Consider the following 24,213-nt stretch of genomic DNA (forward strand, 5'->3'; position numbering starts at 1 on the left):
AGGCACAAAAGTGCTAGAAAAGGGGCGTTATTCTTGAAAAAGATTGCATGGATTACAGATAGCTCATCAGGTCTTTCAAAAGAATTTACAGAGAAAAACAATGTTTATGTACTTCCATTAAATGTCATCGTTAATGGCAAAACATATAGAGAAGATACTGATTTAACAAAGGATGAATTTTACCATTTACTTAAATCACATGGGAATAATGCGAAAACAAGTCAACCAGCCTATGGTGATTTCATTACACTTTATGAAAAATTAAAGAAAGAATATGATGTAGGAATAGCAATACATGCTTCAAGCCAATTAACAGGGACCTATCAAAGTTCTCTTTCAGCCTCAGAAATGGCAGATTTCCCAGTAGAAGTTATTGATTCTAAAATTGGCGATTATGCAATGGGAAAAATGATTGAAAAAGGCATCAATATGGTCAACCAAGGCATGGAATTTGAAGAAATAGTAAAAGAGCTATACACATACCCAGATAAAGTGCAAATGTATCTCATGCCGCAAAGCCTGGAGCAATTAAGAAAAAGTGGACGTGTCAGTACAGCACAGTCTATTTTTGCTTCATTACTGAAAATTCATCTTATTCTGGGATTTGATAACGGCAAAGTCGTGGTGAAAGATAAAGTAAGAATTAAGAATAAAGCGAAACAGAGAATGTTCCAATTATTGGATGAAGCGGTAGAAACCTATCGGTTAAAAGAGGTATGTATTCTGCATGCAGGTGTAAAAGAACAGGCACAACAGTGGAAAGAAGAAATCGAAAAGAAACATAGGGAATTAAAAATTAAAATTCAAACTTTAGTACCTGTGGCAGGAGTTCACACAGGTCATGGGACATTATGTTTTTCATGGTTTAGAGATTAGTTTGCAGCCGGAAAATTGTGAGACAACAATTTTCTGGCTTTTTTTCTTTAAAATGCCCGAACATTGCGTTAAAGTATAATTAGAGGAATAGAAAGGGAGATTAATATGGGACAAGGATTTGATACAAAATCTGTACATGTGACAATGAAAAGAGATAATAGTATTCCGACAAAAGTTACTCCGATTCATCAAACATCCGCTTTTACGTTTAAAAATCTTGATGATATCGAAAATTTCTATGCAGGTGAGCGGGATTATTTATACACGAGAGTAGGCAATCCAAATACTGATGAGTTAGGACAATCTGTAGCTAATTTAGAAGAGGCGCCAGCCGGGATAGCAACTTCATCTGGTTTATCCGCCATTTTAGTAGGGATTTTGTCTATCGCTAAAGCGGGCGACCATGTAGTAGCATCACAAGACTTATATGGCGGTACATATGAATTATTAGCCAATGAATTAACTGGATTTGGAATTGAAGTAAGCTTTGTTTCATACACAGAAGACATTGAACGACATATCCAATCAAATACTGTTTTGTTATATACAGAATCCATCACGAATCCTTTATTACGTGTGGAAGATTTAAAAAAAGTGGTGCAGATAGCTGAGAAGTATAAATTAAAAACAATGGTTGATAATACTTTTGCCACACCCTATCTAGTTCGGCCATACAGTTTAGGTGTAAATTTGGTTGCTCACAGTGCAACGAAATACATTGGCGGTCATAGTGATATTACGGCAGGTGTTTTAGTTGGGGATGAAGACTTAGTTGCAATTGCACGCCAAAAGTGTGTGAATCTTGGCAGTAACTTAAGCCCATTTGAAGCATGGCTTACTGTTAGAGGATTGAAGACATTGGCAGTCAGAATGGAACGCCATGTTCATAATGCTGAGCAAGTAGCTAACACGTTAAGGAATCACCCTGCTGTTGATAAAGTGTATTATCCAGAGTTTGTTTCAGAAAGAGGCCATGGAGCAATTGTTACCATCGATATTACAAAAAGTGCGAATGTTGAGACATTTCTACAGTCATTAAGCTGGATAAAAATTGTTGCAACATTAGCAGGTGTTGAAACAACCGTTTCATATCCACTGGGTACATCACACCGCAGTTTACCAAAAGAAGCACAGGAAAAACTGGGTATTACCAAAGGGTTAATCCGTATATCTGTAGGTATAGAAGATGCAGATGATATTATTTCCACATTAATTCATGCACTGGATCTAGCAAAAAGTGAGGTAGAGTAGTGATGAAAGTTGCAGTGATAACTGGTACATCCAAAGGATTAGGAGCGTCTATTGCTAAACTGTTAATGGAAGCTTCTTATCATGTTATTGGTTTGGCTAGAAATGAGAACAAAGCCTTGTCAGAAGCTGATCTGGCTGGATCCTATATACATTATAAAGTAGACCTGGCAGATCTTCATGCAACGGAAGATATATTTGCAGCTATCATTGAAGATTTAAAAGAGAAGCCGATCGACTCTTTGCTTCTCGTACAAAATGCAGCAATGGTGACACCAGTAGAGCAGGCTGGAAAACAAGATTCTCAGAAATTAATTGATCATGTACATGTGAACTTACTTTCTCCAATGATTGTGACTAATTTATGGTTAGATGCTTGGCGAGGGCATCTGCCGTTAGTTATTGCCAATGTTACTTCAGGCGCTGCCAATAGATCTGTCTATGGTTGGAATGCATATGGCAGTACAAAAGCTGGCCTTGACCGATATACTGACACAGTAGCAGTAGAGCAACGTGAACTAGGAACAGGCAATAAAATCTTTTTATTTGATCCGAGTATTATGGATACAGAGATGCAAAGTGAAATCCGTTCAGCAGATGCCACACAGTTTGTCGATGTAGATAAGTTTAAAGCATATAAAACAAATAACAGCTTACGAAATACGGATGTTGTAGCCAAAGTTCTGGTTGACCGTTTATTAGACCCTGATGGTATTCAAAATGGTGAATATTATAGTGTCAAAGATGTATTCAAATAGGTTAAAACCCATTTTTGTAAAATCAATGGACCATTTCTCTCTCCATTACATAAGTTATAAATGTAAGTAATAAAGGAGGGATAAATGATGGGTGCACAACAATATGGATACGGCTCTGGATTCGCTTTGATCGTCGTGTTGTTTATTCTATTAATTATTATTGGTGCTTCTTGGGGTTACGGCGGCTACTAAGCAATCCAACATAAGATTCTCTAAGAAACTGGCAAAGGTTCCGTACCTTTGCCGGTTTTCTTATCATTGGACAGTGTTAGAGGGGAAACGTATTCGGAATCATGAACGTAGCAGGAAATAATGAAATTAATCGTACATATATTATGATATCTATAACCAATTCCAGCATTTGCATTTTCCATATTTGGATGATCAAACTTTTCCATCAGAAAAGAAATATGATAAAATTGATAGAAGTGTGAAAAGAATCAGTGGTAAGAAAGGAAGTTAGGAATGATCACAAGAAAAAGTAAACGTGAAATAGAAATGATGCATGAAGCAGGGAAGCTTCTGGCAAAGTGTCACAGAGAAATCGCTAAAATGATGAAGCCAGGAGTTACAACGAAAGAGATTGATCAGTTTGTTGAAAAATTTCTTGCTAAACATGGCGCTACACCAGAACAAAAAGGCTACAATGGATATGAATATGCAACTTGTGCCTCCATCAATGATGAGATCTGCCATGGATTTCCTCGTAATGAAAAACTTGTCCAAGGAGATATTGTGACAATCGACATGGTTGTTAATTTAAATGGTGGTTTAGCAGACTCTGCCTGGACTTACGTTGTCGGAGAATCCGATGAAAAAACAGACAAATTATTGGAAGTGACAAAAACATCTTTATATAAAGGGATTGAGCAGGCAGTAGCAGGCAATCGAATAGGCGATATTGGGCATGCCATTCAACAATATGCCGAAGGTGAAGGGTTCTCTGTTGTACGGGATTTTACTGGTCATGGAATTGGACGTACGATTCACGAAGATCCTCATATACCTCATTATGGATTACCAGGAAAAGGTGCGCGTTTAAAAGAAGGAATGGTTGTGACAATTGAACCAATGATTAATGAAGGCGATTGGAAAAGCAAGATGGATGATAATGGATGGACGGCCCGGACAATTGATGGTGGGAGATCTGCTCAATTTGAACATACCATTGTTATCACAAAAGAAGGGCCAATGATCTTAACTGACCAAGATGAAGAAGCTAACTAGCGGTGTTATAAATGGAATTAGATAAAAAGCAATTAATTAAAATACAAATAAGAGATGGCTTCATTGCAGGGTTTCCAATTATTGTTGGGTATTTACCAGTTGCGCTTGCCTATGGAGTCCTTGCAAAGCAATCAGGGATGACATTAGCAGAACTGACAGGGATGAGCTTATTTGTTTATGCAGGGGCTGCTCAATTTATGGGCGCTAATATGATTGGGCTTGGAGTAAGTGCTGCCGAAATTATTGTTGCAACATTTGTCTTGAATTTCCGTCATTTTATTATGAGCCTGTCCTTCATCCATCAGATCAAAGAATACACAATGAGATGGAAATTCCCGCTTGCTTTAGGGTTAACAGATGAGACATTTTCGGTCTCATCTATTTATAAGAAGCAAGTGGATAACAAGTATGGTTATTATTTTTATGGAACAATCATGGTAACTTCCTATACTTCATGGGTTTTCGGCTCATTATTAGGTGGGTTGCTAGGTGATATAATCCCAGCTGTATTAAGCCAAAGTATGGGAGTTGCCTTATATGCAATGTTTATCGGGTTATTAATACCATCAATAAAGAAATATCGCCGGATTGCAATTATCAGTATAATCGCCATGCTAATTAATTATCTCTTACATCCCTATATTGGACAAGGGTGGGGCATTGTTGCCGGAACAATATTAGGTGGGCTAGCCGGTGTATTTATATTAGAGGAGGAAGAAGTATGATCTGGGTAATTATAATTGGGATGGCAATTGTGACAATAATTCCAAGAGTAATCCCGGCATTTATTGTGGATTTTGTTCATTTTCCGAAATGGATGAACAAATGGCTCCAGGCAATACCATATGCTGCATTAGGTGCACTAATTTTTCCGGGTATAATGTCAGTAGTTCCCGAGCGACCATACATTGGTTTGATTGCTGGTGTTGTTGCTATTGTACTGGCTTGGTTTAAAGTACATGTTATCCTTGTTGTGCTAAGTGCAATTGGTACTGTATTGTTGTTAACAATCTAGGAAATGAACGTTTATTTGAAAATACTTAGATACAAAAAAATCTAACACAAATGCCTAAAAATGGGCAAGTGTTAGATTTTCTAATAGCGAACCTCATCATATGGCTCGATATGAATATGCGCTCTGGGAATGTCATGCTCTTCTTTTAACTTTTCTTCGATATCATCTGTAATATGGTGGCTTTCCTCTACAGTGAGTTGCGGATCAACAAATATGGTTGCTTCAATAAGTGCCTGGTTTCCATGAATCCGTCCCTTTACATCCTTAATATCCAGGACATCAGGATGTTTGTTAATACTGCTTTTAATCTTCGTTAGTTCTTTAGGTTGAAATCCATCAGTTAATGTATGTGTAGCTTCTCGGAATATATCCCAAGCTGTTTTGCATATAATGAATCCAACAACTGCCCCTGCAAGTGGATCTAACCAGAATAATTGAAATTGTGCACCGATAATACCAATAAAGGCACCAATACTTACTAATGCATCCGATTTGTTATCTTGTGCTGCCGCATTAAGTGCAGAGCTATTGATCTTTTTGCTTAAGTTTTTGTTGTAAAAGTATACACCGAACATAATAATAGCAGAGCCTAACGCCACCCATGCAGTTAAAAGGTCGGGTTGGCTGAATTCCCTCAAAATAATTGATTTTATCGTATCAAATAATACTTGGAAACCAATTGTCACCATGATAAATGCAGCTAGAAGTGAGGCGATCATTTCTGCTCTGAAATGGCCATAGTGATGATCTTCATCTGGCGGTTTTCTGGAAATCCTCAATCCAATTAAAACGGCGACAGATGCAACAATATCTGTTGCATTATTAAGTCCATCAGCACGTAACGCGGTAGAATTACCGATAGCAGCTGTAATCAATTTAATCACAGCGAGAATTAAATAGGCGATAATGCTTATCCAAGCACCTTTTTCCCCTTGTTTATACTTATCATATTGATTCATTGATTGTCCCCGCACTTTCTAAGAATAAAAGCTGAGTGATTTGTAAAGTTAGCTTATCAAACATTTGATAGAAAAGTCTAGCCATAGTGTATCCAATTGTAATAAAAAACACATTAATTGAAGCGAAATTCAAAAAAATAACATTTTATTTCATTAACTTTAGTTTAGACAGGCACCAAATTGGGAAACGCTTAATAAACATATAGTTAAAGGAGGCGTGCTCCATGAAAAAACAAAAGATTAGTTACAGGTTGATTCCGTTTAACAGAAATAGTATGAAAGCAATATTAGCCAGAAGGGAAATCCCTTATGAAATTAAGCTTGCTTCACAGTTAATGCTAGATGATCTTTGTTTTAACTGGAACAAAGCACGCTTGGAAGAGCAAATTAATCTAGCAATCGAACAAAACGATAAGGCAACATTTAAAACGTTAAGTGAACAATATAAGAGATTTCTTTGGGAATCATAGTCATAAACCTCGTCTGGAAAAATAGGAGACGAGGTTTATTAATTTTTCTAAAATTGTATGTTATAGTATAGTGAGCGATTCAAGGAGAGGAAATTTTTAAACATGAGAAAAATAATCTATCTATTGGTACTTATGGGGATATTCTTAATAGGCTGCCAAAATGGTGCAGATGAGAATAAACAGCCTGCAGAAGAATTGAACATTAACGAAGAGAAGAATGAAGAAACGACGGAAAATGCGGAAGAAGATTTAGCGGAAAAGGAAGAAGAAACGGTTTCAGGCACAGAAGGAAACAATGAAGGTGAAGGAAATAATGATAGAGAAGAAAGTCCAGCAGATACGGAAACAGAGAAACGAGTACAACAAGATGGGGCTTCGGATGAGGGAGAAACCAGTGAAGTAGTCCAGCCTGCTGTACCAGATAAGCAAACATCAAATGAATCGAGCATTACAGTTGTGGATGATCCAAATAGTGTGGAAGTAATTGTCAATAAACAAAGAAAGCTGCCTGATGGCTATGAACCAACAGACTTAGTTGAACCTGATGTTTCATTCTATGCTGCTGAAGGTGATCAGAAGCGCCTCTTGCGTCAAGTTGCAGCAACTGCCTTAGAAGAGTTATTCACCGGTGCGGAACAGAGTGGATTAGACTTTGTAGCCGTTTCAGGTTATCGTTCATATGACAGACAAAAAGTAATTTATGAAAATAATGTAGCCAATAATGGGCAGGAATATGCAGATAGATACTCCGCAAAACCAGGTACTAGCGAACATCAGACTGGACTTGCTATGGATGTGGCATCTGCAGCATTAGTTGCTGTACTTGAACCAGGTTTTATTCAAACAGCGGAAGGTCAGTGGCTGGCTGAAAATGCCCATAAATACGGTTTTATAGTACGATACCTTGAGGGTAAAGAAAGTATTACAGGATATAGCTATGAACCATGGCATATTCGTTATGTTGGTAAAGAAATAGCAGCACAAGTCTATGAACAACAAACGACACTGGAAGAGTTCTTTGGACTTTATCCTTAAAGAGGATGTTCAAAAAGGCACCAAACGATAAGCATGGCCTTCTGCTTCTAATTTCGGCAAAATAGGTTTCACCAAATCTTAACGATGATCATAGCCTATCATTAGGATGGAATGAAGGTTGGTGATTTGGTGAATAAATTAATGACAGGGATGCTCGTTACCAGATATTCTCACGAACATGATATTGTTTTCAGGATTAAGAAAATAGTCGGAGAAACGGTTATTTTACACGGGGAAGACCTAAGACTGGAAGCAGATGCACCAATTGATGATGTAAGAGTATTACCAGAGGATCTGGTAAGAGAAAGACTAGAAGAAATGAAGGATAAGGAAGAGTATTCTTATCGTCTTTTCAGGCAGGATTATCAATTGATGAAAGATAAAAAGGAATATGAACATAAAAAAAATGAGCCCAGAGATATTCAGCGATTTCAATTACCTGTAAAAGTACTTCATATTGACGGTGATCGACTTTATCTTAAAAAATGCATTGATTTATATCAACGTCTAGGCTTACAAGTCCATGGTGTATATGTCCAGGAAAGTGAGTTACCGCTCGAGATCGATGATTTAATCCGAAAGATCCAACCGGAAATATTGGTCATAACAGGTCATGACGCTTATTCTGAAGCGAAAGGTTCGAAAAAGGAGTTATCATCGTATCGAAATTCAAAATATTTCGTAGAAACAGTCAGGAAGGCAAGAAATTGGGAACCTAATTTAGATCAATTAATTATCTTTGCAGGTGCATGCCAATCCCATTTTGAGTCTATCATTCGAGCTGGTGCCAATTTCGCAAGCTCACCAGATCGAATCAATATCCATGCATTAGATCCTGTTTACGTCGTAGCAAAAGTTGCTTATACACCATTTATGGATAAAGTAAATGTTTACGAAGTATTAAAAAATACATTAACGGGTGAAAAAGGATTAGGTGGAATGGAAACAAAAGGCCTTTTTCGTACAGGTTTACCATACGTAGAAACAAAATAGCGGTCATAGGCTGCTATTTTGTTTTTTGAAATATCCTAGTATGGTAGGGAAAGCTTCTTTGGAATGCAAATTGTTTGTTAATAAGCTTGATTTTTATTACTACTTTTCCCGCTTTTTTTGATACAATATAGATGAAATGAGATTAAAGGGGGAGATTGTGATGGATTATCGAATAGAACGTGATACTATTGGTGAAATAAAAGTAGCCAGTGATAAATATTGGGGTGCACAAACACAACGAAGTAAAGAAAATTTCCCAATTGGAAACGAATTAATGCCAAATGAAATCGTGGAAGGATTTGCTATTCTTAAAAGAAGTGCTGCTATAGTTAATAGTGAACTGGGCCTGATGGAAAAAGAAAAAGCTGAAGCAATTACTTTTGCAGCTGACCAGATCCTCGCTGGGGAGCTTTTCGACCATTTTCCTTTGGTAGTCTGGCAAACAGGCAGTGGGACACAATCAAATATGAATGTCAATGAAGTGATTGCCTTTGTAGGGAACGAATGGCTAAAAGATAATGGCAGTGAACTAAAATTACATCCAAATGATGATGTGAACAAATCACAAAGTTCTAATGATACTTATCCAACAGCATTACATATTGCAGCGGTTAGAAAACTGGAGGAAGTAGTTATTCCGGCACTTCAAACATTAAAGAATACATTAAAGGATAAGATGGAAGCGTTTAATGATGTAGTTAAAATTGGCCGTACACACCTTCAGGATGCAACACCACTAACTTTAGGGCAAGAAATTAGTGGATGGCATCGTATGCTGGAAAAAACAGAATTAATGATTGAAAATAGTTTACCACATGTAAAAGAATTAGCAATTGGAGGCACGGCTGTTGGAACGGGTTTAAATGCCCACCCGGAATTTTCAGAAAGGGTAACTGCAAAAATTAATGAATATACTGGAAAGAATTTTGTTTCAGCACCAAATAAATTCCATGCATTAACAAGCCATGATGAATTAGTATTTGCACATGGAGCGTTAAAAGGCTTAGCTGCTGATTTAATGAAAATTGCTAATGACGTTAGATGGTTAGCAAGTGGCCCGCGATGTGGTATTGGTGAAATTACGATTCCAGCTAATGAACCTGGCAGCTCTATTATGCCTGGAAAAGTCAATCCGACCCAAAGTGAAGCAATAACAATGGTGGCAACACAAGTCATGGGTAATGATGCAGCTATTGGTTTTGCTGCAAGCCAAGGTAATTTTGAGCTGAATGTATTCAAACCTGTCATTGCATATAATTTCTTACAATCTGCTCAGCTTTTAGCTGACAGCATGTTATCCTTCAATGATCGTTGTGTTGTCGGATTAGAACCTAATCATAAGCAAATTGAAAAGAATTTAAATGATTCCTTAATGCTTGTCACAGCACTAAACCCTCATATAGGATACGAAAATGCTGCAAAGATAGCGAAAAAAGCATATGAAGACAATTCTACATTAAAAGAGACCGCCGTAAAGTTAGGCTTGTTGACAGAAGAACAATTTGATGAATGGATTAAGCCGGAAGAAATGACTTATCCTAAGTAAGTTATAATATAACTGGATGGTATGTTATAAATTACTACAAAAAATAAAGCATACAGATCTCACTTTTGTTCACAATATGTGTACAGGAGGTGATCAAAGATGGCATCTAACAACTCAAATCAATTACTTGTGCCTGGCATAGAACAAGCCCTAGATCAAATGAAAGTTGAGATAGCACAAGAATTCGGGGTAAATTTAGGAGCAGACACAACTTCACGTGCTAACGGATCTGTTGGTGGTGAAATCACGAAACGTTTAGTAAGAACTGCTCAGCAACAATTCAGCAATGGGCAACAATCATAATAATTAAAAAGGAGAGACGCAGCTTTATAGCGTCTCTCTTTCCAATGTACCATTGTACTATCTATGGCTAAAGTTATTCATTTAAGGAAAACTATCACCATATGACTTGGCTACAAACCAAGTTTCTCTAAATTTTATTTTATTTGAGGGATTAAAATGTACCTATGCTATTTATGTAATGGTTTAGAGAAAATGGATAAGAAATGTTCTGTATGTCAAAAAGATATGCATGATGCAGGTAAAGTCGTCGATTATTATGGTGATTATGCCGCATATATTGATATCCAAGACGCACAATTAATTGACGGGGTTCCCGGAACTGAAGACAATCATCAATGTGTGCATCTCGGTGTTTGTTCGTCATGTAACTATATGGAGGAAATCGTCATAAGTGAGAAACTTTTAAAGTAGCAAAAAAGCGCAAAACCGAATGGTCTGCGCTTTTGATTATCCTATTATTTAATTCTTTGTTCAGAATCCTTATCGAAGAAGTGACATTTATGCATATCAAATGCAAGATCGATTTTTTCACCGCCGTGAATATCTGTACGAGAATCAACACGTGCAACAAATTCTTGTCCATTTACTTCAGAGTACAGATATGATTCAGAACCCATTAACTCAGCAACATCAATTGTCGCAGTGATTTTCGCTCCAGGGTTTGCATCAAGGAATACAGGTTCGTCATGGATATCTTCAGGACGTACACCTAAAACAATTTCTTTACCGATATATCCTTGTTCACGAAGTATTTTCATTTTCCCTTCAGGTATTACTACTTTGGTGTTTCCTAAAACGATATTTCCTTCTTCTAATGTACCATTAAAGAAGTTCATTGCTGGTGAACCGATGAAACCACCAACGAAGATGTTGTTTGGTTTATCATATACTTCTTTAGGTGCACCAACTTGCTGGATAATACCGTCTTTTAATACAACAAGACGAGTTGCCATTGTCATTGCTTCTGTTTGATCGTGTGTTACATAAATAGTAGTTGTTTGAAGACGGTGGTGCAGTTTTTGGATTTCCGCACGCATTTGAACACGTAGTTTCGCATCCAAGTTTGATAAAGGCTCATCCATTAAGAATACTTTAGCATCACGGACAATCGCACGACCTAATGCCACACGCTGACGTTGACCACCGGAAAGTGCTTTTGGCTTACGATCTAAGTATGCTTCCAGACCCAGAATACGAGCAGCTTCTTTTACACGGCGCTCAATTTCGTCTTTTTTGAATTTACGTAATTTTAAACCAAATGCCATGTTGTCATATACATTCATGTGTGGGTATAGGGCATAGTTCTGGAATACCATCGCAATGTCACGGTCTTTTGGTGCAACTTCATTCATAAGTTTTCCGTCAATGTAAAATTCCCCGCCAGAGATTTCTTCCAAACCTGCAATCATACGTAGAGTTGTTGATTTTCCGCAACCAGATGGACCAACAAATACGATAAATTCTTTATCTGCAATTTCTAAGTTGAAATTATCTACTGCTTTCGATCCGCCTTTGTCATATATTTTATCAATATTTCTTAAGGATAATTCTGCCATTTTATATTCCCTCCTATTATTTGAAAGCGTTTCATCTATGTACTTAGTTTACAAATAAACCAGCTCTACGTAAATAGCTACCGTGCACAAAAAATGGCAAGCCATTTGTGCATGATTACAGAAAACGCATTCATTGAACATTTGTTTGTCTGCAATGCACAAAAAGTACGTTTAGTTCCATTTGTTTTGCATGATTAAGCACAAATAAACAGCCAATGCCCCGTCGAATTGTTTTACATCTATGCCAGTTTTTTCGATAAACTTATCGACTCGATATTGCAAACTGTTACGATGCATGAACATTTTTTTAGCAGCTAGTGTTATATTCGAATTAGATTCCAGGAAAACCTGGACAGTTCTTAACAGTTCCTTATCATCTTTCACTTTTGCTAAAATGGAATCATGGATTAATCGCTGTTCCTTTACAGTCAGATCATGCAAGATTACATAAGGAATAGCTTCATTATAATGAATGACAGATCGCTTCATCCTTTTTGTTAACTGATAACATTTCTTAATCCATTGGTAAAAATCCGAAGCGCGCTTAATTTCGTAAATGAATGGTCCAATGAAAAGTTGTATATTCATATAAAAGTCTGTTGTTAAAACTTCAATAATTTCTGAATAAGATATAAATTCATCTGTCATACTTTCTTCTTCAATGATTAAGACACCTTCTTGGTTATTCTCCCATAAGATTGGGGTTTTTTGAGGGAAAAGTCCATATATAGCTTCTCGAAACCCATCTGGGTCAATGGTTTCGTCAGAAAAAGAAAAATATACAAATTGAAATTTTTCCATAGTGTTGTCATCCATCAACGCTTGAGGAATCTCTTGATGAAACAGAACGTCCATCCATAATTTCTCCCGATGATTCGTGGGAGGTTCATTTGCATGATAAGGTGTAAGTAAGATGTTTAACAACGCTTCCTCACGTTGTGACAGCTCTAATTTCGATATACCGATAATATCATTCTCATTTGTCAAAAACCATTTATAGTCATTGTATTCCTTGATCATATTGTCAGTAGCTTTAATTAGTTGCGGAAACATTTCTTGTAATTGCTTTATCATAGATATTAGCCTCTTTCGTTAATACTTGTTCATTTTATAAGTATAACAAATATTATAGAAAAAGCTGATCGCAAAAGATTAAAAAAAATCGCACATTTCTGGTATGTGCGATTATAACTAATTTAATCTTCACTTTCTGCAGGGAATGGTTGATGTTCTTTTGGTAATTCTCTGGATTGTTCGATTTGCATTCTGCCGTGTATGGAGTAGGTTGTTCCACCAGCCATTCCTTCATTAATCATGCGATCTACATCTGCTTCATATTCTGCACGGGAGTCTTTTTCTTTTTTTGAAGATGGTTTTGCCATACATATTCCTCCTTTTTGTTATAGTTTGTCTTACCTAATCTATGTTCATCCTTACTTATTCTGAAGGAAAAAAGCGTAACGGTATAATAAACGAAATATATTGTGCTTATCATTGTGATACTCAGGGTAATCGAATACGGTCCAACCAGGTTTTGCATTTACTTCAAGAAGCCATATTTTCTTCTCTTGGTCAATTCCTAAATCAAAACCAAGCTCACCGGTCCCCCCATTATAATAATTGTCAATGATTCCACTCAATGTTAGAACAATCTGTTCAAGTTTTTGTAGTAGCATAGTTGCATCCTTCTCGGAAAAGAAGTCAAAAATACTTATTATCGAAGCACCTCTTGAAATATGGGTTGTTATAAAGTGATCATCCACTTGTCTTGCATAATGAAGAGATACTTCCCACTTATTTTTATCATTTTTATTCGTATGGATACGAAAATCAACCTTCCTCTTATCTTTCTCGAATAAAGGAATAGCTTCCTGGATGACATAATCTTTCAACCCATATGGGAAATATTTATTAATGATCGAGTCTGTTGTCGAGTGAGAGGATCGTTCGAGCTTGTTATTGATGAAATGACTAACCATATATTCACGATTATTTTTATAAATATGGAAAATTCCGTTTCCTTTGCTGCCATGAACTGGTTTCAGGTAAATATCAGAATGGTCGATCCATTCTCCAAGAGTGTCTATTGATGGCTGGAAAATCGTATGGGGCAACAAATATTGGACAGAATTATTTTGCATAAATATTTCGTAAACACGCCATTTGTTAAAAAATTCAGGATTAAATATAATAGAAGTTGTTTGCAGCATTTGTTTTGTTTGTTTCACTACAGGATGTGCCTCCAGTTTGCGGTTTGGGAGCCGATTGTAAATTACTCGCGGGAATGGCTGAATAGTACTTGTCCAACGGTTCTTCTCAAAATGGTAGCATTTAATCTTATTTATATGGAAATCAATATCTTTATAGCCGAATAGCAGGGTGTCAAAGCCATAAAGATTGCCAATATGTGTCATTTCCTGAAAAATAGATGCATGACGTTCAATTTGCTGCCAACCAGCTGTTAATATTCCGAATTGGTAATAAACCATACATGATGTTTCAATTATGTTGAATTGATAAAATTTATTTGTTTTAAATTGTAACTGGCGCATTAATTCAGAGGAAATGAAAATAGTAGTATTGTCTTTGTTATGGCTTAGCCAGTCACAATTAACGTAATTAGGTCCATTCACCATTTTTCGGACTTTTTTATGAACGGTATAGATGGAATTAGGCACAATAATCCTATTTTTCGTGTTCGGATATTCCTTTACTTGAAGCTTATATAACATAAGACATCCATCCCTTACTATTTATCTCATAGTTAGTCCATTCTATGCGTGAAACAGGGGTACTATACATTTTAGGGAGAAAGGCAGGTATAATTAGTTGAATATTTTTATTACATTAGCAGCAATGATCATTATTGGAGGATTGATTGGCGGGTTAACCAATTCACTTGCGATTAAAATGCTCTTTCGTCCATATGAGGCAAAGTATATCGGGAAATGGAGAGTGCCATTTACTCCTGGGGTCATTCCGAAACGCCGTGATCAGCTGGCAGTCCAGTTAGGGCAGTTAGTTGTGAATCATCTAGTAACAGCAGACAGTCTCCAAAGCAAATTGAAAGAGAGGGAAGTGAGAGATCAAGTAACCATCCTTTTAAAGGAAGAATTTCATCATTTTCTAAATAAGGGATTTACAATGAATCAACTTCTCAACCAATTGGAAATGTCAGTTAATAAAGAAGTGGTTGAGCAGAAGATTGGTGATTTTGTTATAAGTAAGTATGAAGAGTTTATTGATGGGCATGCTAGTAAGTCGCTGCAAGACTGGATCACAACAGAGGTGGATGAAGAGTTAAAAGCACAGATGGAGCAACTTACAAATTATGTTCATCAGCAAATTATTGAACTCATTCATCAACCCGAAACCAAAAAGAAAATGGAGCAAGTTATTAATGAATATGCCCAGTCGAAAGGTTTCCTTGGCAATATGTTATTATCAATGGTCAGCGGGGATGATCTGTCAGAGAAAGTGCAAGCATTAGTCGCCAATTACTTGCAAACAGAAGATGGTTATCTACTATTAAAAAATGTTATCGATAAAGAATATTTGAAGTTTAAACAGAAACGATTGTCAGACTTTCGACCATTATTGAAGAAAGACTTTGTCCAAGATGGAATTCGTGACTTAGCTGTTCGTAATATCCCTTTAGAGAAATGGCTAGAACAGCCTGTCCATACTTTCATCATCCCTGTTCAAACAAAAATTGAAGAAAGTATTATTCCGAAGGTAATTGATCTGATGTTTGATAAAATGACAGAAAAAGTTCCAGTAATATTAAAGAATTTAGAAGTCGAGAAGATGGTCGAAAAACAAGTTGCTTCCTTTCCAACAGCGAGAATTGAAGATATTATACTTTCCATATCACGGAAAGAATTTAAGTTGATTACATATTTAGGGGCATTACTTGGAGGGATAATTGGACTCATTCAAGGAATTCTATTTGTATTGGTTGGATAAGTGGTGAATCTTTGTTATAGTGGGGAAGTAGATGTAATTAATAAGCGGTTAGCTGTTATGTTCGCAAATTTTACAGTTAGCATGTAACGCGAATCAATTTAGGAGGATTTATTTTTATGGCAAATATCCATGATAGTGCACATGAATTGGAAAAAGCAATTCAGGAAAGTGATGAGTTCAAAGAGTTAAAATCAGCATATGATAAAGTAATGAATGATCCATCATCTAAACAAATGTTTGATAATTTTAGAAATACACAATTAGAATTGCAGCAAAAACAAATGCAAGGTTTGGAAATTACAGAAGAGGAAGTAGAAAAAGCAAAAAGCGTTGTAGAGCTAGTCCAACAGCATGAGGACATTTCCAAGTTAATGGAGCAAGAGCAGCGTGTCAATGTATTAATTAATGATATTAGCCGTATCATTACAAAACCACTCGAAGAATTATATGGTGCGCAGGAAGCGTAATTAACCTGGCAGGACTTTAAGCAAATCTTAAAGTCCTGTTTTTTTATGCCCTTATTGTTAAAAAGTTCACGTGTTAAACACTAAAGTATAAACGATTTATATAATTTATAAAGTATAGTATTACAGATTTATCGACAGTAATAAGAGTAATTGGCTTTTTTGAAGAAATATAGCGAAAAAGGTGGAAAGATGTAGCAGGATGTATGTATTCGTTCTTGAGCAGCTGTCAATATGGTATATCCCTTTACATGCTTTGTTATCAATGTTGTTTACCAAATTCTAAAAGATTATACTGAAGACGTAAAATCTAATACCGACAAGGAGTGATTGAACGATGAAAGATTTGTATCCTTCTAGAATCAAAGGAATGCCTTCCATTTTAGAAAGAAAAGATCCAATTATTCATAACTCCAATAAGGGAGATGGGCCTTTAAATGCCCAGGAGCTAGATTTTTATGAAGATAATGGTTACTTATTTATGCCCAATTTCTTTTCGGAAGAAGAAGTAACTATTCTTCAGCAAGAATTAAGACGCAATATGCAAGATAATAAAGATTCTGATGAAAAGTATGTCGTAAGAGAATCAGGTGGTGATGAGATTCGTTCGGTATTTGATGTTCATAATAATGACGAATTCTTCCACAATCTTTCTTCCCATGAACGACTTGTCCACATTGCTCAGCAGCTGCTTGGCAGTCAGGTTTACATAAACCAATCGAGAATAAATTTTAAACCTGGCTTTAAAGGGAAAGATTTCTACTGGCATTCAGATTTTGAAACATGGCATATGGAAGATGGAATGCCAAACATGCGTGCAGTTAGCTGCAGTATTATTCTAACAGATAATTATTCGTACAATGGACCTCTGTTACTGATCCCTGGTTCCCATCGTTATTATGTTCAGTGTGTTGGTGAAACACCGGAGAACCACTTTGAGCAGTCATTGAAAATGCAAAATATCGGTGTCCCGGACCATGACAGTATCAACTGGTTATTACAGAAGGGCGGCAGAATTGATAGTGCCACAGGACCTGCAGGATCTGTGTTATTTTTTGAATCTAATACCATGCATGGGTCTAACAGTAATGTATCACCAATGCCTCGAAGTAATGTATTTTTTGTATTTAACAGTGTTGAAAATAAATTAGTTGAACCATTTGCAAATATTACACCAAGACCTGAGTTTATTGCTAATCGTACCAATATCCAACCTATTGAACCAAAGTCTTGGGATATAACAAAGAAAAAGGTAACGCTCCATCCTTAATATATTCATTTTACCCTGATACCTCATTTAAGCGTATCAGGGTTTAAATATGTTATCTAATAAATTATTCCTTCCATTAGTAATCGAAACGGTGAAACTTTTAAGAAAATCAAACGTATATATATTTATGAAAGGGGTGTTCCTAAGTGACTTTATTATTAGAAGATGTAAGTAAAGAATTTGGCGGGTTTACTGCTGTTGATCAATTATCATTGGAAATTCAGGAAAAAAACATATTCGGCTTTCTAGGTGCTAATGGAGCAGGAAAAACAACGACATTTCGAATGATACTTAATTTAATTGATCCGACTAGCGGTTCGATCACATGGAATGGTGAGAAAATTGATTATCGGAAAAGTGATTTGATCGGCTATTTACCCGAGGAAAGAGGGTTATACCCAAAGTTGAAAGTTCAGGAGCAACTCGTATACTTAGGGAAACTAAGGGGAATGGCAAAGAAAGATGCACAAGTGGAGTTAAAAACATGGTTAGACAGATTAAAAGTGCCACAGTATTTAGATAAAAAAGTGGAAGAACTGTCAAAAGGAAACCAGCAAAAAATCCAATTCATATCTGCTGTCATACATAAACCGAAATTGCTAATTTTAGATGAACCTTTTTCCGGCTTAGATCCAGTTAATGTAGAAGTGTTAAAAAATGCAGTAATTGAATTGAAAAAAGCTGGTACAACGATCGTTTTTTCATCACATCGAATGGAACATGTTGAGCAATTATGTGAGAATTTGTGTATGCTTCAAAATGGAAAACGAATTTTGCAAGGGAATTTGCGGGAAATAAAACGATCATTTGGTAAAAAGAATTTAAAGATTGAGGCAGATTATGATCTCAGCTTTGTTAACCAGATTGCCGGGGTTAGAAAAGTACAAACATATCCAGGAGGGGTAAATTGTCAAATCGAGAATGAAGAGGTATCACAGGACATTTTACAAGCATTACTTGGAAAAGGATTTATTCGAAAATTTGAATTAGAAGAACCAAGCTTGAATGATATTTTCATTGAAAAGGCTGGTGAGTCTTATGAATAAATTTATGACAGTATTTTTACATACCTATTTATCCAAAGTAAAAAAGAAGTCATTTTTAATTACAACTGGTCTATTCCTTCTATTCATTCTAGTATTGGCAAATATCACCTCAATTATTGATATGTTTGAGGGTGAAGAAACTTCAGAATCGGCACGATCTGTCGCGGTTGTTTCAGAAGAACAAGCAATTGCTGACCAGTTGAAAGAAAGCCTGGAGACAGATGAAGCAAGTGTCCAAATCGAGGTTATCGCTAGCATAGAGGACGGAAAAGAGCTGGTAAAAGAGGGAGAGTATATCGGTGTTCTCCATATTACAATAAATGAACAAGATTTGCCTGAAGCTACATATTACACGAATGATAGGATGAATGTAACGGCAGAGGCAAAGCTCACGCAAGAGTTGGAACAAATAAAAAGAATAATGGCAACAAGTCAAGCAGGCCTTGACCAGGAAGTAATTGCCTCTATCAGCGAACCAGTAATATTTCATACAGAGTATATTGTAACAGATGATGGAGGGACCTCCTTTAAAACAGAGGAGGAATTAAGCGGTGCACGTGGCTTAGTTTATATCATACTTTTTCTGCTTTATTTTGCGGTTATAGCTTATGGGAATATGATTGCAACAGATATTGCCAATGAAAAAACCTCACGTGTTATGGAGATATTAATTTCAAGCTCGTCCCCGGTTAGTCAAATGTTTGCAAAGATTTTAGGGATTGGCTTAGTGGGTTTAACCCAAATGACGGTATTTTTAGGATTAGGTTATATTATTGTTAAGCAAAAACAAGAAGAACTAGTTGGCGGATTCTTTGAGGTATTTGGACTGTCTGATGTCAGTCTCTCTACATTTATCTATGCGATTATTTTCTTCTTGCTTGGTTATTTTCTTTATGCAACAATGGCTGCAATGTTAGGTTCATTAGTTAGTCGTACAGAAGATGTCCAGCAAATGATGATGCCAGTTACCTTACTAATTGTAGGAGCATTTATGATTTCGATGATCGGCTTATCAAATCCAGGTTCTCAATTTGTAACAATGTCATCCTATGTACCATTCTTCTCACCGATGACGATGTTTTTACGTGTTGGTATGTTAGATATCCCGGTATGGGAAATTGGTTTAAGTATTATGATACTGATTATTACGATCTTTGCTTTTGCAATAATTGGTGCCAAAATTTACAGAGGTGGTGTGTTAATGTATGGTACTTCCACTTCCTTAAAGGATATAAAAAAAGCACTCCAATTATCAAAAAAAGAATAAAGTTTTAAAGGTCAGACTAACAAAGAGTCTGGCCTTTTTATATAATCGAACGTGCATTCCTGTTTTGCTTTTGATAGAATAAAAGAAAGGTGGTGAAATGGTTGGAACAACAGCTTTCTTTTATTCATTGTGCAGATCTTCATTTAGATAGCCCATTTAAAGGGTTGAGACATTTGCCAAATACTATCTTAGATCAAGTGAGAGAAAGTACTTTTCACGCATTTAACCAACTAATTGAACTTGCAATAGATAAGCAAGTTGACTTTGTATTGATTGTTGGTGACCTGTTCGATCAAGAGGATCAATCGATGAAGGCATATATGACAGTATTACAAGGGTTTCGTCGCTTAAAAGAACATGGTATCCATGTATTTTTATCATTTGGAAATCATGACTTTATTAAGAGTCAAACCTTTCCGCGAAATTACCCAGCTAATGTGAGTGTATTTGAACAGGAGCAAGTGGAAGCATTTGATTATATAAAAAAGGGTCAACCACTGGCTAAAATATACGGTTTTAGCTATTATAATCGAGCAATAGAGAAAAACATGGTCCCACAGTATAAAAAGCAGGGCGATGTTCCTTTTCACATCGCTAGTCTTCACGGATCATTAGGAAATACCGATACAGAGCATGCCAATTACGCCCCTTTCCAATTAACTGAAATGAAACAATCAGGTTTTGATTATTGGGCACTTGGTCATATTCATAAACGGGAAATATTATCGAACAACCCGCCAATTGTTTATCCAGGAAATATTCAAGGCAGATCGATCAAGGAGACAGGGGAAAAAGGCTGCTACCATGTTGTTCTATCAGAGTCTGGAGCAGAATTAGACTTTTGCCGGCTAGATCAAATCCAATTTAAAAGAATGACAATCGATGCCTCTGTTTGGAATGATATTTCAGAAGCAACTAGTGAATTAGAAAAAGCTATGGAAACAGTAGTAAAAACAACCGAAAGAGTATTTATTGAATTACATTTTCATCATGCAGGGGAAATAGTTGTAAAATGGCAGAAAGATGGACATCTAGCAGAATGGATGGCATTTTGGAACGACCAATTTGCTAACCAGACAAACTGGATCCAGGTTATTGGCATAAAGATAAGCAAAGCGAAAACATTGGATGAATGGAACGAAGGGGAACAATTTTTACAGCAATTACAACAAACATTTGATCAAGCTGATGATTTGGAGGAAATAATTGACCCTCTTTGGTCCCACCCTGAAGGCAGGAAATGGTTAACCAATCTCTCCGTTGAGGAACAAAAAGAACTACTTTCACTGGCAAAAGAAGAAGCCAACTATTTATTGAATGAGAGCGAGGATAACGAATGAGAATTGAACATGTACATATTTATGGTTTTGGAAAATGGCAAGATCAGCAATTTTCTTTTCACTCCTCACCTTTTCAACAAATTGTTGGTGAAAATGAAGCAGGGAAATCAACGTTAAGGCAGTTTATTTTATATATCCTATTTGGACAAACAATGAAAAAACTCGATGTTTTTATGCCGAAACAAGGTGCACAAATAGGTGGTAAACTTACCATATCCGGAATTGTTCCGGAAAATATAGTAGTTGAACGAATACATGGAAGAAATAAAGGCAATGCCATTATCTATTTAGTGAACGGAGAGATTAAAGAGGAAGAATGGCTGAAGCAAAAGTGGAAAGGCATTGATCGAAGTTATTATGAAGCAATTTACACATTTGATGCGATGGATTTGCAAAAAATCCATCAGTTGAATAATGAAGCATTAAATGAAGTATTGCTAGCAATTGGAATGACTGGATCTGATCGAATTTACTATACAGAAAAACAGCTAGATAAAAGGCGTTTGGAACTGTTTAAACCGTACGGGAAAAAACCGGAGATTAATCAATTGTTTGACAAGCTGGCTGATCTGAAAGAGAAATTAGTGTCCACAAAGAGAGAAGAAGCAACCTATCAAAAGAAATTAGAAGAAATAAAGATATTAGAGAATGAAATAAAACTGATGGAAGCGAAATTGCAGGAAATGCAAACAGATTACCGAACATATGAAAAAAAACGAACACATTATCAAATGATCGAGTCCTATTTTTTGCTATGCCAGCAATTAAATAGATTAAGAGCCCCAAGTAAATTTCCTGCAAGCGGATTAGCCCGTTATTATACATTAAAAGAGAATTTGTTGCCAATTCAAAGTGAAGCGAATGTACTAGAACGAACGAAACAAGAATTAACACAGCAGATAAATCAGCTGCAAAATGAGCAGCTGACCGCAGAGCAGTTTGAAACATTGCAAGAATGTGCCAGCCTTATGGAGGAAATTACATACCATAAGCCAATGATTGAAAAGATGGAAAGGGAAGTGAATCACTATAGAGAAGAGTTGGAGACGAAGTTACAGCAATTAGGTATTCCATTGTCCATAGAAGCATTAGAGGAAATTTCTTTTCCGTTTCATTTAGAAGAATTATGGTCCGATTTAGCAAAACAGAAAGAACAACTGGAAATGGAGAAACAATATATCGGAGAAGAAATCCGATCAAGTGAGCGGCTATTAGCTGAATTAGATAAAAACATCGAACAAGAGCAGCAAAATCTGATGGATGAAGCAATATTGAGCCAATACAAACAGGAAGTAGATGCTTCGGCTGAATATAGAAATAAACAAAGCCAAATAAAGAATTATAAAAAGTTGGCTAGACAGTTAAACAAATGGACTACTATCTCTTTGTTATTACTTGCTGCCGGGATCGCCTTTGCTATTTTGCTCCTGTGGCAAAACCAGCTACAGTGGGCTATGGTATTGGCTGTCATTACATTCTTGCCATTTTTCGGTTTAAAGATTGCAAGTAGATTAACTGATCAATGGTTTAGGCCAGAGCAACAAACAGGATTCCATTTATCTGAACAAGAACTAACTGAGCGAAAGTCAGTAATCGAGGAACAACAGATCATTCAGGATTCCCTAACACAATTAATTGGAAATAGAAAGAAACAAAATCTGGAGCAGTTAAAATTAGAAGAGAGATATTATTCTGTCCGCGCAAGACTGCAACAATTAAATGAAAAAATAGCAGATCAGATTGCGCACTATCCTTTTCTCGAACCAATCAATATCACATATTGGTCGAAACTTTTTCAACAGTTCCTTATAATGAAAGAAAAATTGGCTGAATACAACAAGGCTAGAGACCAGTTAAGACGGAAAAAGCATTATCTGCAGCAGTTGCAAGAAGACTTGTCCAAAAAAGAAACAACTGAACAGGATTTTTCTGTTGAAATAGAGTCAGAACAGAAGAGAAGGGATAAGCTTCATCAATTACAATCGCAAATAAAGAAAATTGATGTGGATATCCAATCCAATCTGGAAAAGCAAAAGCCATACTTTACGGAGATGAGCAACCTTTTTCAGCAAGCGAATGTCACAGAGGAAGAAGCTTTCATAACAAATGGCAAAAACTTTGAAGAGAAAAGCGAGCTGGAGCAGAAGCAAAATCAACTCACAGACAGTTTATCCGTTTTATTTGATGAGATGGAGATTGAACAATTTGCAAAAGGGCAATATGAGGATGATGTAACATTAGAACAAATGCTGCAGCAATTACAGCAACAAATCGAACAGCAAAAAGAGATACTGTCAGGTAATCGACAGAAGCTGAGTGATCTTCGGGCATCCATCACATTGTTAGAAGGGAAAGAAGATGCGTCAATCATGAGGCATCAATATGAGCAATTAAAGGAAAGGACAAATCAACTTGCGAAGGAGTGGGCGATAAATCAAATCGCAACTGAAAAAATAGCAAAAGCAAAAGCTAAGTACTATGCGGATTATATCCCAAAAGTTTTTGAATATGCGAGCAGTTATTTTGTTCAATTAACTAATGCTAAGTATAAAGAAATTTTTATACCAAATGAAAATGAGTGGATAAAGGTAATGGATACTGATGGATTTGTTTTTACCATTGCAGAATTATCACAAGGAACGAAAGATCAATTATATATTGCTCTAAGATTAGCATTAAGCAGGATCGCTTCAGCAGAAATAAGACTGCCTTTTCTTATTGATGACGGTTTTGTTCATTTTGACCCGAAACGAAAAGCGTTTATTCTGCAAGTGTTAGAGGAGATAAGTAAGGAACATCAAGTTTTTTATTTTACAACTTATACGAAATCAGAAACAGCTTTACAACTATAACGAAGCCAGATCGGCGGAAACC

General features: G+C 36.3%; 25 protein-coding genes. 20 read left to right on the forward strand and 5 right to left on the reverse strand.

Annotation, left to right across the window (positions count from 1 at the left end):
- The first annotated feature begins 33 nt into the window (after positions 1–33).
- The 7 genes from ACFOY7_RS08665 (at position 34) to ACFOY7_RS08695 (ending at position 5,124) form a co-directional block, all read left to right on the forward strand.
- Complete coding sequence (locus tag ACFOY7_RS08665; protein WP_390251406.1) at positions 34–876, forward strand: DegV family protein; 843 nt, start codon at positions 34–36, stop codon at positions 874–876.
- 105 nt (positions 877–981) lie between these two features.
- On the forward strand, positions 982–2,127 hold the full coding sequence (locus ACFOY7_RS08670; protein WP_390251408.1) for a trans-sulfuration enzyme family protein: 1,146 nt from the start codon (positions 982–984) through the stop codon (positions 2,125–2,127).
- Between the two features lie 2 nt (positions 2,128–2,129).
- Positions 2,130–2,882 carry an SDR family NAD(P)-dependent oxidoreductase gene (locus tag ACFOY7_RS08675; RefSeq protein WP_390252069.1) on the forward strand — a complete coding sequence of 251 codons (753 nt, stop codon included), beginning with the start codon at positions 2,130–2,132 and terminating at the stop codon, positions 2,880–2,882.
- Between the two features lie 87 nt (positions 2,883–2,969).
- Positions 2,970–3,074, forward strand: a complete 105-nt coding sequence (locus ACFOY7_RS08680) for a YjcZ family sporulation protein (protein WP_089741197.1) — start codon at positions 2,970–2,972, stop codon at positions 3,072–3,074.
- Positions 3,075–3,347: 273 nt separating this feature from the next.
- Positions 3,348–4,109, forward strand: a complete 762-nt coding sequence (gene map / locus ACFOY7_RS08685; protein ID WP_390251409.1) for a type I methionyl aminopeptidase — start codon at positions 3,348–3,350, stop codon at positions 4,107–4,109.
- Between the two features lie 11 nt (positions 4,110–4,120).
- Positions 4,121–4,834 (forward strand): AzlC family ABC transporter permease, encoded by a 714-nt coding sequence (locus ACFOY7_RS08690; protein ID WP_390251411.1) that lies wholly within the window; start codon positions 4,121–4,123, stop codon positions 4,832–4,834.
- Positions 4,831–5,124 (forward strand): AzlD domain-containing protein, encoded by a 294-nt coding sequence (locus ACFOY7_RS08695; protein ID WP_390251413.1) that lies wholly within the window; start codon positions 4,831–4,833, stop codon positions 5,122–5,124. The genes ACFOY7_RS08690 and ACFOY7_RS08695 overlap by 4 nt, the downstream gene beginning before the upstream one ends.
- Positions 5,125–5,204: 80 nt before the next feature.
- Here ACFOY7_RS08695 and ACFOY7_RS08700 read toward each other — a convergent pair whose 3' ends face one another.
- A complete protein-coding gene (locus ACFOY7_RS08700; RefSeq protein ID WP_390251415.1) occupies positions 5,205–6,083 on the reverse strand; it encodes a cation diffusion facilitator family transporter in 879 nt (292 codons plus the stop codon).
- A gap of 224 nt (positions 6,084–6,307) precedes the next feature.
- Between ACFOY7_RS08700 and ACFOY7_RS08705 the strand changes: the two genes are divergently transcribed.
- From ACFOY7_RS08705 to ACFOY7_RS08730, 6 genes are all read left to right on the forward strand, one after another.
- Entirely contained in the window at positions 6,308–6,553 is a 246-nt protein-coding gene (locus ACFOY7_RS08705) for an IDEAL domain-containing protein (protein WP_390251417.1), read from the forward strand.
- 102 nt (positions 6,554–6,655) lie between these two features.
- Positions 6,656–7,588, forward strand: a complete 933-nt coding sequence (locus ACFOY7_RS08710) for a M15 family metallopeptidase (protein WP_390251419.1) — start codon at positions 6,656–6,658, stop codon at positions 7,586–7,588.
- Positions 7,589–7,729: 141 nt separating this feature from the next.
- A complete protein-coding gene (gene yabG, locus ACFOY7_RS08715) occupies positions 7,730–8,581 on the forward strand; it encodes a sporulation peptidase YabG (RefSeq protein ID WP_390252070.1) in 852 nt (283 codons plus the stop codon).
- Positions 8,582–8,741: 160 nt separating this feature from the next.
- Positions 8,742–10,127: a class II fumarate hydratase gene (fumC, locus tag ACFOY7_RS08720; RefSeq protein WP_390251421.1), complete on the forward strand. Its 1,386-nt coding sequence runs from the start codon at positions 8,742–8,744 to the stop codon at positions 10,125–10,127.
- A 99-nt stretch (positions 10,128–10,226) separates the two neighbouring features.
- Positions 10,227–10,430: a small, acid-soluble spore protein, alpha/beta type gene (locus ACFOY7_RS08725; protein ID WP_390251423.1), complete on the forward strand. Its 204-nt coding sequence runs from the start codon at positions 10,227–10,229 to the stop codon at positions 10,428–10,430.
- A gap of 192 nt (positions 10,431–10,622) precedes the next feature.
- Positions 10,623–10,841 carry a hypothetical protein gene (locus tag ACFOY7_RS08730; RefSeq protein WP_390251425.1) on the forward strand — a complete coding sequence of 73 codons (219 nt, stop codon included), beginning with the start codon at positions 10,623–10,625 and terminating at the stop codon, positions 10,839–10,841.
- 44 nt (positions 10,842–10,885) lie between these two features.
- Here ACFOY7_RS08730 and ACFOY7_RS08735 read toward each other — a convergent pair whose 3' ends face one another.
- From ACFOY7_RS08735 to ACFOY7_RS08750, 4 genes are all read right to left on the reverse strand, one after another.
- Complete coding sequence (locus ACFOY7_RS08735; RefSeq protein WP_390251427.1) at positions 10,886–11,986, reverse strand: ABC transporter ATP-binding protein; 1,101 nt, start codon at positions 11,984–11,986, stop codon at positions 10,886–10,888.
- 171 nt (positions 11,987–12,157) lie between these two features.
- A complete protein-coding gene (locus ACFOY7_RS08740; protein ID WP_390251429.1) occupies positions 12,158–13,060 on the reverse strand; it encodes a PucR family transcriptional regulator in 903 nt (300 codons plus the stop codon).
- Between the two features lie 122 nt (positions 13,061–13,182).
- Positions 13,183–13,368 (reverse strand): hypothetical protein, encoded by a 186-nt coding sequence (locus ACFOY7_RS08745; RefSeq protein WP_390251431.1) that lies wholly within the window; start codon positions 13,366–13,368, stop codon positions 13,183–13,185.
- Positions 13,369–13,419: 51 nt separating this feature from the next.
- Positions 13,420–14,718 (reverse strand): YheC/YheD family endospore coat-associated protein, encoded by a 1,299-nt coding sequence (locus tag ACFOY7_RS08750; RefSeq protein WP_390251433.1) that lies wholly within the window; start codon positions 14,716–14,718, stop codon positions 13,420–13,422.
- Between the two features lie 97 nt (positions 14,719–14,815).
- On the opposite strand from ACFOY7_RS08750, the gene ACFOY7_RS08755 reads away from it, so the two are divergent.
- From ACFOY7_RS08755 to ACFOY7_RS08785, 7 genes are all read left to right on the forward strand, one after another.
- Positions 14,816–15,952 (forward strand): DUF445 family protein, encoded by a 1,137-nt coding sequence (locus tag ACFOY7_RS08755; protein ID WP_390251435.1) that lies wholly within the window; start codon positions 14,816–14,818, stop codon positions 15,950–15,952.
- 116 nt (positions 15,953–16,068) lie between these two features.
- Positions 16,069–16,419, forward strand: coding sequence for a YlbF/YmcA family competence regulator (locus tag ACFOY7_RS08760; protein WP_390251437.1), 351 nt, complete (start codon positions 16,069–16,071; stop codon positions 16,417–16,419).
- Between the two features lie 334 nt (positions 16,420–16,753).
- On the forward strand, positions 16,754–17,686 hold the full coding sequence (gene thpD, locus ACFOY7_RS08765) for an ectoine hydroxylase (protein ID WP_390251439.1): 933 nt from the start codon (positions 16,754–16,756) through the stop codon (positions 17,684–17,686).
- Positions 17,687–17,832: 146 nt separating this feature from the next.
- Entirely contained in the window at positions 17,833–18,732 is a 900-nt protein-coding gene (locus ACFOY7_RS08770; RefSeq protein WP_390251441.1) for an ABC transporter ATP-binding protein, read from the forward strand.
- Positions 18,725–19,999 carry an ABC transporter permease gene (locus ACFOY7_RS08775; RefSeq protein WP_390251443.1) on the forward strand — a complete coding sequence of 425 codons (1,275 nt, stop codon included), beginning with the start codon at positions 18,725–18,727 and terminating at the stop codon, positions 19,997–19,999. The genes ACFOY7_RS08770 and ACFOY7_RS08775 overlap by 8 nt, the downstream gene beginning before the upstream one ends.
- 101 nt (positions 20,000–20,100) lie before the next feature.
- Positions 20,101–21,339: a metallophosphoesterase family protein gene (locus ACFOY7_RS08780; protein WP_390251445.1), complete on the forward strand. Its 1,239-nt coding sequence runs from the start codon at positions 20,101–20,103 to the stop codon at positions 21,337–21,339.
- Positions 21,336–24,191, forward strand: a complete 2,856-nt coding sequence (locus ACFOY7_RS08785) for an ATP-binding protein (protein ID WP_390251447.1) — start codon at positions 21,336–21,338, stop codon at positions 24,189–24,191. Before ACFOY7_RS08780 ends, ACFOY7_RS08785 begins: the two co-directional genes overlap by 4 nt.
- Positions 24,192–24,213 lie beyond the last annotated feature (22 nt).

The sequence above is a fragment of the Gracilibacillus xinjiangensis genome (assembly GCF_042651765.1).
GTDB classification, from domain to species: Bacteria; Bacillota; Bacilli; order Bacillales; family Amphibacillaceae; genus Gracilibacillus; species Gracilibacillus xinjiangensis.